Source organism: Pirellulales bacterium (assembly GCA_036490175.1).
In the GTDB taxonomy this organism is placed as follows: domain Bacteria; phylum Planctomycetota; class Planctomycetia; order Pirellulales; family JACPPG01; genus JACPPG01.
This window is the reverse complement of the sequence record DASXEJ010000027.1, coordinates 1-15,566: the sequence shown is the minus strand read 5'-3', so window position 1 is coordinate 15,566 and position 15,566 is coordinate 1. Positions and strand designations below refer to the sequence as shown.

9 protein-coding genes are annotated in these 15,566 nt (G+C 60.5%); 6 read left to right on the top strand and 3 right to left on the bottom strand.

What is annotated here, in order from left to right; genetic code table 11:
- The coding region (locus tag VGG64_02710) for a hypothetical protein (protein HEY1598483.1) at positions 1-360 on the top strand (360 nt) is incomplete at its 5' end.
- Positions 361-418: 58 nt separating this feature from the next.
- The gene (locus VGG64_02705) at positions 419-1,285 is read left to right on the top strand and encodes a carbonic anhydrase (GenBank protein ID HEY1598482.1); all 867 of its coding nucleotides are present in this window, start codon (positions 419-421) and stop codon (positions 1,283-1,285) included.
- A gap of 527 nt (positions 1,286-1,812) precedes the next feature.
- Here VGG64_02705 and VGG64_02700 read toward each other — a convergent pair.
- Positions 1,813-3,933 (bottom strand): carboxy terminal-processing peptidase, encoded by a 2,121-nt coding sequence (locus VGG64_02700; protein ID HEY1598481.1) that lies wholly within the window; start codon positions 3,931-3,933, stop codon positions 1,813-1,815.
- 302 nt (positions 3,934-4,235) lie between these two features.
- Positions 4,236-5,066 carry a sirohydrochlorin chelatase gene (locus tag VGG64_02695; protein ID HEY1598480.1) on the bottom strand — a complete coding sequence of 277 codons (831 nt, stop codon included), beginning with the start codon at positions 5,064-5,066 and terminating at the stop codon, positions 4,236-4,238.
- 211 nt (positions 5,067-5,277) lie between these two features.
- Here VGG64_02695 and VGG64_02690 point away from each other — a divergent pair, with 211 nt between their 5' ends.
- The 3 genes from VGG64_02690 (at position 5,278) to VGG64_02680 (ending at position 12,538) form a co-directional block, all read left to right on the top strand.
- A complete protein-coding gene (locus VGG64_02690) occupies positions 5,278-7,125 on the top strand; it encodes a sigma 54-interacting transcriptional regulator (protein HEY1598479.1) in 1,848 nt (615 codons plus the stop codon).
- A 249-nt stretch (positions 7,126-7,374) separates the two neighbouring features.
- The gene (locus VGG64_02685; protein HEY1598478.1) at positions 7,375-8,634 is read left to right on the top strand and encodes a PQQ-binding-like beta-propeller repeat protein; all 1,260 of its coding nucleotides are present in this window, start codon (positions 7,375-7,377) and stop codon (positions 8,632-8,634) included.
- Positions 8,635-8,719: 85 nt separating this feature from the next.
- A complete protein-coding gene (locus VGG64_02680) occupies positions 8,720-12,538 on the top strand; it encodes a hydantoinase B/oxoprolinase family protein (GenBank protein HEY1598477.1) in 3,819 nt (1,272 codons plus the stop codon).
- A gap of 129 nt (positions 12,539-12,667) precedes the next feature.
- Here VGG64_02680 and VGG64_02675 read toward each other — a convergent pair whose 3' ends face one another.
- Positions 12,668-14,074, bottom strand: coding sequence for an MFS transporter (locus tag VGG64_02675; GenBank protein ID HEY1598476.1), 1,407 nt, complete (start codon positions 14,072-14,074; stop codon positions 12,668-12,670).
- A 275-nt stretch (positions 14,075-14,349) separates the two neighbouring features.
- Here VGG64_02675 and VGG64_02670 point away from each other — a divergent pair.
- Positions 14,350-15,566 (top strand): AMP-binding protein (locus tag VGG64_02670; protein ID HEY1598475.1); only part of this gene is annotated, 1,217 nt, incomplete at its 3' end.

Genomic DNA, 15,566 nt, shown 5'->3' with positions numbered 1-15,566 from the left:
GCGCGTTCGCCTGCCCTCCCGATCCGGATAACTTCAGATCGTACGGGCCAGTGCATCGAGCGCGTGCAGACGGCCAGCGGCTGTGATCGATTGGTCGGCACTTTCATGGCCTATTTCGCGCCAGGCCAAACTACGGCATATATTCACGTCGCGTTCTGTCCGCCATTCGCCGCGGTGCCGCGAGTCGAACACCGGCAAACCGGTGGTCCAGCGGCTCGAATCAAAGTGGGCCAGGTGCTGCCGCACGGCATCCGTTTCGATGTGAAGCTCATCGACCCAGAGGCCGCGCCAGGGCAACTTGTGCTGGAGGTACGTGCGACCATAGAATCTGGCGACGCAGCGCCGCCCTCGGACGAATAGCCGATAACCGGCTGGTAGTTTTTCTCTGGCCCGCAATCTGATTTTGAAGAATTGAAACATGGATTTGATTTATCGGTACGACCCGTTCGCGCCCATCGTCGTGAATCGGCCTGTCGATGTCGCGTCTGCCACCCAGGCGCTGGTCGACGGCAATCGCCGGCTAGTCGAAATCGTGGGCAAGATGCAGCAAGCGACCATGGGCGAGACCACGGTCAGCGAGACGATCGTGCATATTAGTCCAGTCTCGATGGGCTTGCCGTTCTTGCCGGGGGCGGCGCTCGATCAGCAACCGTTCGCGCTGGTGCTGGGCTGCTCGGACGCCCGTGTGCCCATCGAATCGATCTTCGATCAAAGCTTTAACGAAATGTTCGTGGTCCGCGTTGCCGGCAACGTGCTAGGGACCGAAGGGCTAGGAAGCTTCGACTATGCTGTGCGCCACCTAGGACGCGGCCTCAAGATGCTGGTTGTGCTTGGCCATACCGGCTGCGGCGCTGTCACCGCGGCGGTGGACACGTATCTCGCGCCCAACGACTATGCCAACATTGCGTACACTTATGCGCTGCGCACATTGGTCGACCGGGTGATGGTAGCCGTTCGCGGCGCAGCAAAGTCAATTGATAGAGTTTGCGGACGCGAAATCCACGCGCACCCAAACTATCGCGCTGCGCTGATTGATGTGGCGGTGTATCTAAACGCCGCAATAACGGCCTTCGACTTGCAGCGCGAATTAGCGACGAATTCCGATCCTGCACTCGCAGTACAGTACGGAGTGTGCGACCTGCAGACGATGCTCGTCACTTCGACGCCCGTAACAGCCACCACAGTCGATCCCGATCTGCGCTCGGCACCGCAAGGGGCGAGCGATTTCGTAACGCTCGGAAACGAGTTGGCCGACGCGATCGTCGCCAACGGCGTTCTTACCTAGCGGGATGCTCCGGCAATCAGGGACCAAGATTTCTCTCCGACTCATGTTCGAGCGAGAGGACGCGCAACGCTGCGTGATGCATCCTTGCCAACCTCCGGCACAGCCGCATAATTAAGAACGCGCACGTCGACCAGTCACAGACGCGGCAATCAGGAACCCCACGAAATGGCCCGGTGGCCTCGCAACACCTGGACCACGCTATACACGTATATGGCGGTATTCATTCTTTTTCCGCTGTGCTGCGCGTTGGCATATGCTTGGGTCAATGGCTGGCACTTGTAGGGCTGCCGCACTTGGCGACACTGACGTTTGATTGCGCCGCGGTCCTGGCATTGTCTCGCGCCTTTTTCGCTACTTGTGCGTACCGATCGTCTGCCGGGTTCCGAAGTACCTGTCGGAAAATAGGCTGTGGCGCTGCCGCACGCACGGACGACAAAAGACCCTTTCGGTCGGCGCAAAAAAAATGCCCATGCTGCTTTCGCGGCATGAGCATTGGTCTCGTTTTGATTTTCAACGCTCGCCAGGAATCAGTTTGCTTTGGCCAACCGAGTTAGCTGAAGCAAATCGACCGTAATCGCCAATACTTCGCGATTATAAAAGTTCTCCGGATCGAAGACCGGCTTGTTCTGCTTGGCAAGATCTTCGAGTTCCTTTTCTTCTTCCTTGTCGGCGTTGATCTCCTCGCGCTCGGCCAGGAACTTCTGCTCGTTCAACGTGACCGTCTTACGATTCTTCTGCTCCTGGTAGCGGGCGACATTCCGCACTACACCTTGGAACTCGGTCGAGTCCTTGCGTCGGTCGGCCGAGAGCTTGCTGAGTTGGCTGATCAAATGCGTATCGACCGATTGCGTCTGCCGATACGGCACTTCCTCGACCTTGTCGAAGTTCAAAGCGTAGTCCAGATCAGCTTCACCCATGGCAGCCTGACTGGTGAGGGACGGCAGCTCGATATCGGCCACCACGCCGCGGTTTTGCGTACTATCGCCGTCGGGGCGATAAAACTGTTGCATGGTGATCTTCAGCGCGCCCAGTTGCGGGGCGTTGGGAATGCGTCCAAAGAATTGACGCGACAGGTCAAGGAGACTCTGCACCGTCCCCTTGCCATGCGTCGATTTATCGCCGACGACAAGTCCGCGATGGTAATCCTGAATCGCACCGGCGAAAATCTCGCTGGCACTCGCGCTAAACTTGCTGGTCAATACCACGAGCGGTCCATCCCAGGCCGTACCGCGTTCCAGGTCGTCGTATTGCTGCACGCGCCCATCGGCATCCTTCACCTGCACGACCGGCCCTTCGTCGATAAACAGACCGGTCAGGCTAATGGCCTCGGGCAGCGAACCTCCCCCGTTCATGCGCAGATCGAGGATGACGGCCTGCACGCCCTTGGCCTTGAAATCCTCCAAAATACGGCGGACGTCGCGGGTCGTGCTCTTGAAGTCCGGTAGATCCTTCCGAGCGCCCTCCATATCCATGTAGAAGCTCGGCAGGTCGATGATTCCGACTCGATAGCTCTGGCCTCCCTTGGTCTGATCGACAATGCGGGGGCGGGCTTCGCTATCGGTCAGCTTGATCTCGTCGCGCGTGATGTTGTAGACCCGTTTCTCGGTGCTATTCGCGGGCATGACATCCAAACGAACCACCGTGCCGCGGCGACCGCGTATCTTCTGCACGACGTCCGAGAGCTTCATGTTGACGATATCCTCGATCGGGCCTTCGGCACCCTGGCCAACGCCGACCACCTTATCGTCAGCCTTCAATCGACCGTCCTTGTCAGCAGCACCGCCCGGCACGACCTTGGTCACAACGGTGTAGCCATCGTCGCCAGCCATCAATGCCGCGCCGATGCCATCGAGTTGCAGACGCATCTCGATTTCGAAGTTCTCGAGCGTGTGTTTCGACATGTACGATGTGTGTGGATCGAACGAGGTCGAAAGTGCCGTCAGGTACACTTCCAACAACTCGTCATTGTCGTACTGATGCATACGGCGAGCAAAGTTGTGATAGCGCTTGGAAAGCTTCTCGCGCGGGTCCTCAGGGGGCTTGTCAGCGGCCGGCGGAGTAGCATCGTCCTTTGCGTCTTTATCTGCCGCAGGCTTCTTTACCTTGGCGGCCTTGAGGACCAGCAAGTCGTACTTCACGCGCTTCCGCCACATATCCTGCGCTTCTGCCTCACTTTTGGCATAGTGCGTGGCATCGGGATCAGTGACCATGTCCTCGTCGATCGTAAAGTCTTGATCTCGTTTGAGCAGTTCGTCAACTAACTTTACGCGTTCATCAACCCGCTTCAGGAACACGTTGAAGACCTGGTAGGCAAAGCCCACGTCCCCCTTGCGGATAAGATCATCTAAATCGTCTTGGCGCGTTTTGAAGCCATCAACGTCCGACTGCATGAAGTAGACCTTCATCGGATCAAGCATCTTCAGAAAGCGGTCTAAGCAGCGGTGCGCGATCTCGTTGTCCAACGGATGTTTCGACATATGCTGGCTGCGCAGCAACTGCACAACCGCCTTGGTCACATTATGATCGTCATCCGTCGGCCCGACCGGATCTGCTTGTACGGCCCTGGGGGCTGTTATAGCCACAGTCAGAATTGCCAGGGAAACGCGGTACATGGGCAACCGGCGAACGCAAGCAGGAAGATGACGCATTGCAAATCCTTTTCTGCTCGGTAACTGGAGAGATGCCAGATCCAGGATGAAAGTCACGATTTCGGTCACAGACGTGCCCTGCAAGGTCTCGTCAGGGACCAGCAAAAGAAACATCCGCGGCACCCAACCGCTTGGGTGTGACTGAATCCAGCGTCGGGCGGCTTTAGTCTAAGTCCATCAAAGACAACAAGTTAGACGATACTATACGGAGGTCTTTCTAAAAGCAATATCAACCGGGCGCCGCAAAGACGGCTGAATAGTCTACTTACGGCGGCGAGAGAGCTTGTGTTTGGCACCGTTCGCTAGAGTTTACTTGAAAAGTTGTCATCTTCATGGTCCGCGGCGGTTCGGCGGGTCTTGGAAGGCCTGACTCCGGCCAGCTCGATTATGGCCTCGGCCAGCAATTCATCGGCTCCCAGCCGTTCGGAAACAATGAACTCCTTGCCCGAGCATTCTGCGGCAACATCGGCAACCATTTTCCGCACTCGATCGAGTAATTCTCCCTGAAACAGGAAGTGGGGCTCAATCACGACCCGAGAAAAAGAGAGTTGCCGCACCAGGTTGAGGGCGCGAGCCAGCGAGGGTTCGGTCATCGCCAGAAAGCAGGTCTCTTGCCAACCGACGGGCGTCTGCTCAAAACGGTGACGGGCAAACGAGCATAGTTCGGCGTTGGCCGCGGGATCTTTGGTCCCTCGTCCGACAACTAGTAGCAGGGTGTCCGCGACGGGGACCCCGGCGCGCCGCGCAAGAGCCTGCAAGTGACGTCGTTTGGCCACCTCCAATAGTGCAGGGTGCGAGCCAAGGTGCTGGGTCTGGCGGATTTCCACCCCTGGAAATCGCGCCATGGCCGTGGCAATTTGCTGCGGGATGTCGCGCCGAGCGTGCCCTGCCGCCACCAACAGCAAGGGCACCACCGCCAGCCGCCGAGCCCCGCGATCGATCGCCCGTTGAATACCTTGCGGGATGTCCGGTTCGACAAGCTCCAAAAAGCAGCCTTCGACGATCGTTTCAGGCACCATCGCGGCTACGGCGTTGGTTAAGCGAGCAAACTCAGCCGACCCACGCTCGTCGCGCGTCCCATGGCCGACGATGAGCAGGCCGACACAATCGTTTGGGCGAGTTGGTTCCAACACGAATTCTCGCTCCGTACATCGATGCCGGTTCGGGCACGCTGGCAAGTCAAAGTCGCTATCGGTACGACGCCAGTCTACCCCGATCTGCACCCCTAGTCAGACAGACCCAGGAAGCCCGACCAACAGCTAACCTTCCGCCCCCGCCACCGCAGCCCGCAACTGTGTATTATAGTGGGCACAAACTTGCCGAACTCGAATTGGCGAAAGGCATATGCCCCCGTTGTACAACTATCTGACCATGACGATCGGGCCGCAGGCAGGCATGAACTACCTGCTGAACGAAGCCCGCGAGACCCGCATCGGGCGCGGCGAAGAGTGTACGATCACGCTTTTGGACCCGCTCTGTTCCCGGGTTCATGCCATTGTTTTTTATCTCGATAAGCAGTGGCGGGTCCGTGACGCCAGCAGTCGCAACGGCACGTTCGTCAATGAGCAGAAGGCTGATGAAGTCGTACTGGGCGAGGGGCACTCGTTGCGGGTGGGGAGTTGCGAGTTCAGCTTTCATCAAAGCGACCAGCCTCCTACCGCCGGGTCGGTATTCTCGGATCTTGGCAAGGAGACCATCGTCCGCGATACGGTCATGGGAGACTTCATCGGCAGCGACCTGGCGCTGTCGGCAATTCAGGACTCGGATCAGGCCCAAGATCTGCTGCTGTTGTACCAGTTGAGCATCAAGCTCTTGGGCTGCGCGGACCCTCAGGAGGTGATTCGCGAATCGCTCGACCTGTTGCGTACGCGCTGCGGTGCCTCCGTGGTGGGTTTTTTGTGGGTGAGCGACGAAGGGCGTCTGAAGCCGAAGTTAGTCATGCCAGAGACGGCCGCCAAGCAAGTGTCGTTGAGCGAGGAGCTAACACGGTTGGTCTCCGAGGAAGGGCACGCCGTATGGACCGCCAATCAGCGATCCGCGGATGAAAAAGAAAGATCGCAGGATTTCGCCGACGCCTTTTGCGTACCGCTCGTGCAGGCAGGCAGTGTGTTAGGCGCAATGCACGTTTATCTCGATCATGGCCGCTTCCGCCAATCAGAGTTCGAGTTCGCCATTTCGGTCGCCAATATTACGGCTGTTGCGCTCGCGCGAGCCAGGCACGAGGAAACTCTCAATACCGATCTGGCGCGCCTCAAGGCCAGCTCTCCCGGCTACGACGAGTTGCTTGGCAACTGCCCTGGCATGCTGGAGATGAAGTCGAAACTTGCGCGCATTTCGCGGGCCAGCGGATGCGTCCTGGTGCGCGGCGAAAGTGGCACCGGCAAGGAACTGGTCGCGCGGGCCGTCCATCGCGCCAGTCCCAGGGTCGATCGGCCCATGTTGTCTGTGAACTGCGCGGCCATCCCGGCCGATTTGATGGAAAGCCAGTTGTTTGGCCACAAGGCCGGCTCGTTTACCGGAGCAGCCGGAGATCATTCTGGCTTCTTCCAGCAGGCCGATTTGGGAACGCTCTTCCTTGACGAGGTGGGCGAGCTCACACTGATGGGCCAATCCAAATTACTACGCATCCTTGAGGGGCACCCTTTTCTGCCGGTGGGGGCAACGAAAGAAGTCCAGGTCGACGTGCGGGTGATCGCGGCCACGAATCGCGATCTGCTGTCGTACGTGCGCGAAAAGAAATTTCGCGAGGATCTTTACTATCGGCTCAGCGTCTTCGAGCTCGTGGTGCCGCCGCTACGCGAACGGGGCGAGGATATCGCCTTGCTCATCAACTTCTTTCTCGAACATTTTCGCCAACAGCACGGGCGGCCGGGCTTGGATCTGTCCGACGGCGCCCGGGCACGACTGCTCGCCTATCAATGGCCCGGCAATGTGCGGCAATTGCGCAACGTGATCGACAGCGCGGTCGTATTGGCGGTCGGCAAAGCGATCGATGAACAAGATCTCGGCCTGCAGGATGCCGGTAGCACGGGCGAACTCGATTCGCTGCGGATCGACGTTTGGGAGCAGCGGCTGATCGTCGAGGCACTGAAGCGCACGGCCGGCAACGTGCCCGACGCCGCCAAACTGCTGGGCGTAGGCAGGGCCACGATCTATCGCAAGATTGAGGAATACGGCATCGTGCGGCGATAGCGATCTTCACTTAAAAGACGCTGGGATTCCTGCCGAATTCAACAGCAACCGACGGGAAATGAAGCCTTGCGATGCGGCGGCCACCTAGTACCGCCGTGCGGGTCTTCAGGGCGCTGCTGCCCGGTCTGATCCTGCGCACTTCTTTAACATCCCGGCTGCTAGCCTTGCCGTTGCGCAGCCGGTACGATGATTCCGCTCGCCGTCCCCTGCCCCACGAACCTCCCTGCCTAGAAAATCAGGAACGGACGAATGAAACGCGTCACCACCTCGCATTTGTCTGTGGCCCACGTCTTCGTGGGATTTGCTCTCCTTCCCATGGTTGCCGTCGCAGATGCCCAGGAATGGAGTCGTTTTCGTGGTCCCAATGGCACGGGCTTAAGCGATGCTCGTGGAATTCCGAGCAGCTGGACTGAGCAGGACTACAATTGGCGCGTCGAATTGCCGGGGATTGGCCATTCGTCCCCCGTGTTGTGGGGAGATCGAATCTTTCTCACAAGTGCCAATGACGCAACGGCCGAGCGCATTCTGATGTGCGTACACGCAACCGATGGCCAAATTCTCTGGCAGCGACGCTACGACTCGGTAGTCCACGCCAAGCATCTGCGCAACAGTTTTGCGACACCTAGCCCTGCCTGCGACGAAGAGCATGCGTACTTCGTCTGGTCTACGCCCGAGGAATACACGTTGCTCGCCATGAGTCACGACGGGCAGGAAAAATGGAAGCTCGACCTGGGGCCCTATGTAAGCATGCACAGCGCCGGCCCTTCGCCGATTGTTTACGAAGACCTTCTCATCCTGGGTAATGACCAGGATGGTGAGAGCTCGCTGCTCGCTTTCGATCGCCACACCGGCAAATTGCGCTGGCAGACCACTCGCAAAACCGAGTTCGTATCGTACGCCACCCCTTGCGTCCTGGCGCGCGAGGGCCTGGCCGACGAGTTGATTTTTCTTTCCGGCGCACACGGCGTTTCAGGAATTGATCCCAAGACCGGCAAAAGCAATTGGGAACTTGATGTCTTTGATAAGCGCACTTGTGCCTCGCCCGTCTTGGCGGGTGGCATGATCTGGGGAAGTTGTGGGTCCGGTGGCGGCGGTAATTACGTCGCCTCGGTGCAGCCCGGCACACCAGACGGTTCGATCCAACCTCGCGAAGTCTGGAAGCTCACCGACTCGGCTCCGTACGTTCCGACGATGCTTGGCAAGGGAGATCTGGTTTTCTTGTGGAGTGACAAGGGAGTGGCCATGTGCGTCAAAGCCTCGACCGGTCAGGTTTTGTGGAAGCAACGCGTCGGTGGAAACTTTTCCGGATCGCCCATCTGCGTGGGAGATCGCCTATTCTGTATCGCCGAAGATGGCGAGGTCGTGGTTCTTTCAGCAACCGACCAGTACGAGCTTCTTGCCCGCAATCCCTTGGGTGAAGACAGCCGCAGCACGCCTTCCGTGGCAGGCGGACGGATGTATCTACGCACCTACTCGCATTTAATTTCAGTTGGCAACAAGACAAAGTAGGTTCAAAGGTCGCTGCGGACATCGGCCGCAAAAAAGGGCGACGGCCAGTTGCTAGCGGGCCACTTTTCGGCCACACTCGGCTCCCATGTCACAGCGACCGTGGGAATTCTGGATCGACGTCGGCGGCACGTTTACCGATTGCTTTGCTCGCCGGCCCGACGGCCTTCTGTTACGGCACAAGCTTCTCAGCTCGGGCGTAACAAAGGGAACTGTGGCCGCCAATTCAACGTCCTCGCAAATCGTCGATCCGCAGCGCGCCGTCGATCCGGCCGGCTTCTGGTCTGACTACAGTTTGCGGCTGCTTGGCCCGGGTGGAGAAACCGTGGGCGAAAGTCGTGTGGCCACTTTTGCAGGCGGCAAAATGGTACTCGCCACCCCTCTCAACGCTCGTCCGCAGGAAGGCCAGATTTACGAGCTACTCTCGGACGAAGAAGCGCCGGTCGTTGCCATTCGCTATTTGGTCGGTCTGCCGCTGGATGCCGAGATGCCTCGGTTGGTCGTTCGACTGGGGACCACGCGCGGCACCAACGCGTTGATAACCAGGCGCGGAGCGCGGACGGCGCTGGTTACTACGCGCGGGTTTGGCGACATTCTGTCGATCGGCTACCAAAATCGGCCGCGGCTGTTCGATCTCACGATCAAAAAGCGCGTGCCCTTGTTCGCCGCTGTGGTCGAAATCGACGAGCGCGTCACCGCCGCCGGTCACGTGCTGGTCGCCCCGCAGCCCGACCTGGTGCGACGGCAACTGCGCGACGTCCGCAGCACGGGCATCGATTCGCTGGCGATCTGCCTGCTGCACGCGTATCGGTTTGCCGACCACGAGGAGCTGGTGGCTCAAATCGCACGGGAGGTGGGATTCGCCGAAATCAGCGTCAGCAGCCACGTGGCGCCCTTGGTGAAGATCGTCGCCCGGGGCGACACAACGGTGATGGATGCCTATCTCAATCCGATCCTGCGCGATTACGTCGGCCAACTGCGTCGCTCGCTGCCCGCGGCCGATCTGCGCATCATGACGTCGGCCGGGGGTTTAGTTGCGGCCGAGCAGTTTGTCGGCAAGGACAGCATCCTGTCTGGGCCGGCCGGGGGCGTGGTCGGCTTCTCGCGCGTGGCCCAAGCGGCCGGTTTCTCTCAGGCAATCGGTTTCGACATGGGAGGCACCAGCACCGACGTCTCGCGGTTCGACGGCCGCTTCGAACTGGAGTACGAGACCGAAAAGGCGGGCGTACGGGTCGTGGCGCCGATGATTTCGATCGAAACTGTGGCTGCCGGCGGCGGGTCGATCTGCCATTTTGACGGCGCGAAGCTCGTGGTTGGTCCGCAAAGCGCCGGTGCCGATCCGGGGCCGGCGTGCTATGGTCGGGGTGGGCCGCTCGCGGTAACCGATGTGAACCTTTATCTGGGAAAGATTCTGCCTGCGCACTTTCCCTTTCCGCTCGATCGGCACGCTGTCGAGGCTCGTCTCGGCGCACTGATTAGCGAAATCCGTCAGGCCACGTCGCGGCAATATACGCCCGTCGAATTGTGCGACGGATTCTTGCGCGTTGCCAACGCTAACATGGTGAAGGCAATTCAATCGATTTCAATTGCCAAGGGGTGCGACCCACGCGAGTACGTGCTGGTCGCCTTCGGAGGCGCCGCGGGCCAGCACTGTTGCGCCGTGGCCGATGAACTGGGAATCCGCCAGGTGCTGTTGCATCCCGATGCGGGAATCCTCAGCGCTTACGGCATTGGCGTGGCCGACATCGTCCGCCACGCAGTGCGCGGCGTTTATCGGCCATACTCGGACGCAGTCTTGCAGGAACTCGAAACCGAAATGGGCGAGATGGCCACCACCGCCCGCGCCGAGGTGCTTGCCGAGGGTGCGGCCGCCGAGCATGTCGAAATACGTCCGGCGCTAGACCTACGATATCAAGGGCTGGACGCGTGGCTTACCATTCCGGCGCCTTCGACAGGCACCTATGCCGAAGCCTATGCCGAGGCCCACCAGAAACTGTACGGCTATCGGCACGAGGGGCGGGCCCTAGAGATCGTCGCCGTCCGTGTCGAAGTTATCGGTCCCACCGTGACGCGCGAGCAACGGTCGTCGCATGCCACGCCGCACGATGCCGTGGCAGAACACAATGCGACGATCTATTTCCAAGCGCAAGCATGCACAGCCGGAGTGTTCGATCGGGCCCAATTACGTCCCGGGGACTGCATTAGCGGGCCGGCCCTTGTGCACGAAGGAATGTCGACAACCATCATTGATCCCGGTTGGCGTGGCGAGGTGTTGTCACGTGGCGAATTGTTGTTGACCGCTGCAGCTACGGGCGCGGCGGACGTGGCAAACCCCAGGGTGGCCGTCGCTACGACGGTATGCGATCCGGCCACGCTCGAAGTCTTCAATAATCGATTTGCCGCCATTGCCGAGCAAATGGGCATCACGCTCCGCAACACCGCCTCGAGCGTTAATGTCAAGGAGCGGCTCGATTTCAGCTGTGCCGTCTTTACAGCGCGAGGCGATCTAGTTGTAAATGCCCCGCATATTCCCGTTCACCTGGGGGCGATGGGCGAGACTGTCCGCTGCGTCCTGGCCGACAACCCCACGATCCGTGCGGGGGACGTTTTTGTCACCAACGATCCGTACCGCGGCGGCTCTCATCTGCCAGACGTAACGGTCGTCACCCCGCTGTTCGATGTCGACGGAAAACAGTTGTTGTTTTTCACGGCCAGCCGGGCCCATCATGCCGAGATTGGCGGCATTGTGCCGGGCTCGATGCCGCCCTTTTCGCAGAATCTGGCCGAGGAAGGCGCATTGATTAGCAATTTCAAGCTGGTCGACGCCGGCCAGTCGCGGCTCGACGAACTTGGCAAGTTGTTGCAGTCCGGTCCCTACCCCACCCGTAAGGTTGCCGATAACCTGGCCGACGTCGCGGCGCAAGTCGCGGCGAATCAGCAAGGCGCCCGCGACCTGGCACGACTGGTCGAGCGCCATTCGCTCGCCGTCGTGACGGCTTACATGGGCCATATCCAGCGGGCTGCCGAGCGGAAGATGCGGGCCGCTCTGGCGCGATTGCCAAACGGACTGCATCGGTTTTCCGATCACTTGGACGACGGTTCCCGCATTACCGTAACGATCGACGTGCGCGGCGACGAGGCGACGATCGATTTCAGCGGCACCGATCCGGTGCTGGCTGGTAATCTGAATGCCAATCGCGCCATCGTCACCGCGGCCGTGATGTATGTGCTGCGATCGCTACTGGACGAAGATATTCCCCTCAATCAAGGCGTGCTGGCTCCGGTGCGGATCGTGCTGCCCGTGTGCCTGCTCAATCCCACTGCGGGTGCCACGCCCGAACAAAGCGCGGCCATGGTTGGTGGAAATGTCGAAACGTCGCAGCGCGTGGTCGACGTGCTGCTGGGCGCACTGGGCGTGGCGGCCGCCAGCCAGGGAACCATGAACAACGTGCTGTTTGGCGATGGCACGTTTGGCTATTACGAAACCATCTGCGGCGGTGCAGGCGCAACCGCTGCCGGCGACGGTGCCGATGCCGTCCACACGCACATGACCAATACCCGGCTAACAGATCCCGAAGTGCTCGAGCAGCGCTACCCGGTGCGGCTGCACGAATTTTCGATTCGTCGTGGCTCGGGAGGCGCGGGCGCCCATCGAGGTGGCGACGGTGTTGTGCGGCGGATCGAATTCTTGCGCACGCTCGAAGTTTCCATCCTCTCGCAACGTCGCGGACCGTACGCCCCCTATGGTCTTGCGGGGGGCGCCGCGGGCGCTTTGGGGTGCAACACGCTGGTGCACGCCGACGGAACGCGCGAAGCGCTTGCTAGCCAGGCCCAATTCACGGCCCAGCCCGGCGATCAGTTGATCGTCGAGACGCCAGGCGGCGGTGGTTGCGGCGCCGCCGAATAGCTCGGCGCCGACCCGGCAACACCTTCGCGCGCAGGACACAGCCCATCGTGCGGCCGTCTTCGGTGATAGCCGCGATCTACGGATTACTGACGACCGACGATTGAATACTGCCGCTTACTTCCTCGCGCCTTACTCTACAAAATCCTTACCGCTGCGGGCTGCCGTCACGATCATCACCAGGCCCAGCACCATCAGCCCAGTCGCGGCCCAGTAAGGAAAGTCCGAGCGGCGGGCGAACAGGCTCATGCCGAGCACCGGCCCCAGAATGCGCGCCAGCGTTGTCATGCTTTGCCCCAGCCCGAGAATGCTTCCTTGCTCGCGTGGATCGCTGCGGCGCGACAGCAGGGATTGCAGCGACGGATTGACGAAGGCAAAGCCGATCACTTCCAGGGCCATGGCCTCGAGCAATAACGAGAAATCATTGCGCTGCGCGGCCACGGCCAGCAGCACAAAACCCCCGATCGCCGTCACGGCACCGCCGGCGGCCATCGCCCCTTCGGACAAGCGGCCCGACAAGCGGCGGACGAGAAACCCCTGCGCCAGGGTGAGGATCACTCCTAGGTATGTAAATGTCACCAGAATAACAAACAGTGTCAGCTCCTGAGCGCTAGCATAGCCCAGTCGTTCGCCGATTGAAGCCAACCACGCGAGCGCCCCGGAGCGGACGCCGGCCGGCACTGCGCCCACAGCCGACGGATCAGCGGTGCCCTGTGCGGGCTCCAAGACGTCTGCCATCTCGTCCATGACGTTTTCGCCGCGCTTGTTGTCGACCAAATGCTCGATCTGCACCGACAGGGTCGACTCGAAATTGGCAAAGGACAAGACTGCCACGAACGATGCCGCCAGCAACAGCCCGATCGACGGTCGCGACAGCGCGGCCTGCAATGCTGTGCGATCGAACAGACTGCGCGCGGCACTCTCGCTGTCACGGGTGAGCGATTCCGGCAAGCGGGCAATGGCCAGCAGCAAAGCCCCGCCCGACAGCGCCGCGGCCAGGAAACCGGGCCAGGGACTGGCAACCACGTCTCCACCCGCCAACAGTGCAGCGCCCCCGAGCACAGGCCCCACCGTGAACCCCAGCGCGAAGGCGGCGCCGATCAATGCCATCCCCCGGGCGCGCTCGTTCTTGGGCGTGCAATCAGCGATGAAGGCCTGAGCGGTCGAGATCGTGGCGCCGGCAATGCCCGCGCCGATTCGCGTGACGAACAGTCCGGCCAGGCTCCGCCACATAGTTGCCACGCCGAACATGGCATAGAAAAACGTCGAGCCCGCCAGTCCCATAATGATGACCGGCCGCCGGCCGAACCGATCGGACAGCCTTCCCCAGATCGGCAAGAATACAAACTGCATGGCCGAGAAGCTCGACATCAACAACCCCACGATTATGCCGATCTGATGCTCGGAGAAGCCGTGCTTCTCGGCAAACGCCTTGCCATAAATCGGCAACAGTGGCAGGACGATGCCGAAACCCAACAAGTCGATAAAGACCGTCAGAAAGATGATCAGCAGCGCGGTCTTGCGGGGAGCAGTCGACATAAGTTGATCGTTCCAACGCGGGACTGTGACGACTTTGAACAATGAACAACAGGACGATTTCGCCAGAGACGCTCGGTCGAGCCGCGGCGGCGCCGACTGGGCCGGTGCCTACTATCGTGAGTCAAGAGCATTGGCGCTGCCAGCGGAATCTGCGATTTCGTCGTGCGGGCGCCTAACGCGGCGTTGGCGGTCGGGCAGAGAAGGCAAACTTACCGTAAGGTCAGGTGGTGCCGCAACCGCTAGTCACCTGCGGTAGCGCTACTTATGATTCTTACATGCCCGATACCACACCCGAGACACGTCGCAGATTGGAATCTCTCGATCCCGCCGCGCTCGATCAGTATCAGCTTGATCGTGTGAACGAGTTGCTGGCAAAAATCCTGCCCGACAACGCCTTCTATGCGGCCAAGTTCGCTAGCGCCCGGCTGCCGCTGAAGTCGCTCGACGAGTTGGCCCACCTGCCGTTTACATTCAAGGACGAATTGCTCGGCGCGCCGGGCAGCGGCGGCTACGCGGCCAATCTAACGTATCGGCGTGAGCAATACGTCCGTTTCCATCAGACGTCCGGCACGCGCGGGCGACCGCTGGTGGTGCTCGACACGGCTGAGGACTGGCAGTGGTGGATCACCTGCTGGAACTACATCCTCGATGCCGCCGGGGTCACGCACCAAGACGTCGCTGTAATGGCATTCTCGTTCGGACCGTTCGTCGGCTTTTGGAGCGCCCACGACGCGGCGATTGCCCGCGGCTGCTTGGTGGTTCCGGGGGGCGGTATGAATTCGCTCGCGCGGTTGGAACTGCTGCGCACCAGCCAGGCGACCGTGATGTTCTGCACGCCCAGCTACGCCTTGCACCTGGCCGAGGTTGCGCGCGAGCGACAAATTGACACAGGCGCTCTCCCGGTCCGCATACTGATCCTGGCCGGCGAACCAGGAGGTTCGATTCCCGCCGTGCGACGGCGAATCGAGGACGCCTGGCAGGCCCAGGTCTTCGATCACGCGGGGGCCACGGAAGTAGGACCATGGGGCTTTGCCGACGTAGAGAGCAGCGGACTGCACATCAACGAAAGCCAGTTCATCGCCGAGTTTCTGTCGCTTGATACGGGCGGTCCGGCGCACGAAGGAGAGCTTTCCGAGTTGGTGCTGACCACGCTGGGGCGGCCCGGGTGCCCGGTCGTGCGGTATCGTACAGGTGATTTAGTTCGGCCCTCTTGGCAACATGACCGTCCAGTGGGTTTCGTCCTGCTCGAAGGGGGCGTCCTGGCGCGGGCCGACGATATGCTGATCGTACGTGGCGTGAATGTATTCCCCAGCGCCATCGAACAGATCCTGCGCAGCTTTCCCGAGGTGCCGGAATATCGGCTCACCGCGCACAAAGTGGCCGAGATGGACCAACTGCTGGTCGAAATCGAAGACCATCTCGACCAGCCCGGTCGCGTGGCCGAAGAGCTGCGATTGCGGCTAGGATTGAAGGTCGAAGTGCGCACGGTCGC

What these genes read in the sequence shown, in the direction of transcription:
- VGG64_02705 (HEY1598482.1), top strand. Translation starts at nt 419, where the DNA reads ATGGATTTGATTTATCGGTACGACCCGTTCGCGCCCATCGTCGTGAAT.
- VGG64_02700 (HEY1598481.1), bottom strand. Translation starts at nt 3,933, where the DNA reads ATGCGTCATCTTCCTGCTTGCGTTCGCCGGTTGCCCATGTACCGCGTT.
- VGG64_02690 (HEY1598479.1), top strand. Translation starts at nt 5,278, where the DNA reads ATGCCCCCGTTGTACAACTATCTGACCATGACGATCGGGCCGCAGGCA.
- VGG64_02685 (HEY1598478.1), top strand. Translation starts at nt 7,375, where the DNA reads ATGAAACGCGTCACCACCTCGCATTTGTCTGTGGCCCACGTCTTCGTG.
- VGG64_02680 (HEY1598477.1), top strand. Translation starts at nt 8,720, where the DNA reads ATGTCACAGCGACCGTGGGAATTCTGGATCGACGTCGGCGGCACGTTT.
- VGG64_02675 (HEY1598476.1), bottom strand. Translation starts at nt 14,074, where the DNA reads ATGTCGACTGCTCCCCGCAAGACCGCGCTGCTGATCATCTTTCTGACG.